The 256-nt window shown below is 44.5% G+C and carries 1 protein-coding gene; it reads left to right on the top strand.

The genetic code is table 11. The annotated features are described in order from the left end of the window. A partial coding sequence (locus SB775_RS31470; RefSeq protein ID WP_410865203.1) for a DUF1444 family protein occupies positions 1–256 on the top strand: 256 nt, incomplete at both ends.

The raw sequence follows: 256 nt of genomic DNA on the forward strand, positions 1-256 counted from the left end.
CGGTTATTCGTTCGACTTCCTTTCCAGAGACCTCAAGTGACGAGATTCCGCTCGTTTTTGATGAGCATACAGCTGAAACAAGAATCTACTATGCGCTTGACCTTGGAAGCACCTACAGATTAATTGATGAGAAGATGCTTCAAAAGGAAAACTGGACAAAAGAGCGAATCAGGGAAACCGCAAGCTTTAACGTCCGCTCACTTGAAACCGTGGTGAAAATGGATGAAGTCGCAGGCAATCGGTTTTATTTCTTCCG

The organism is Peribacillus sp. SIMBA_075, from assembly GCF_046534585.1.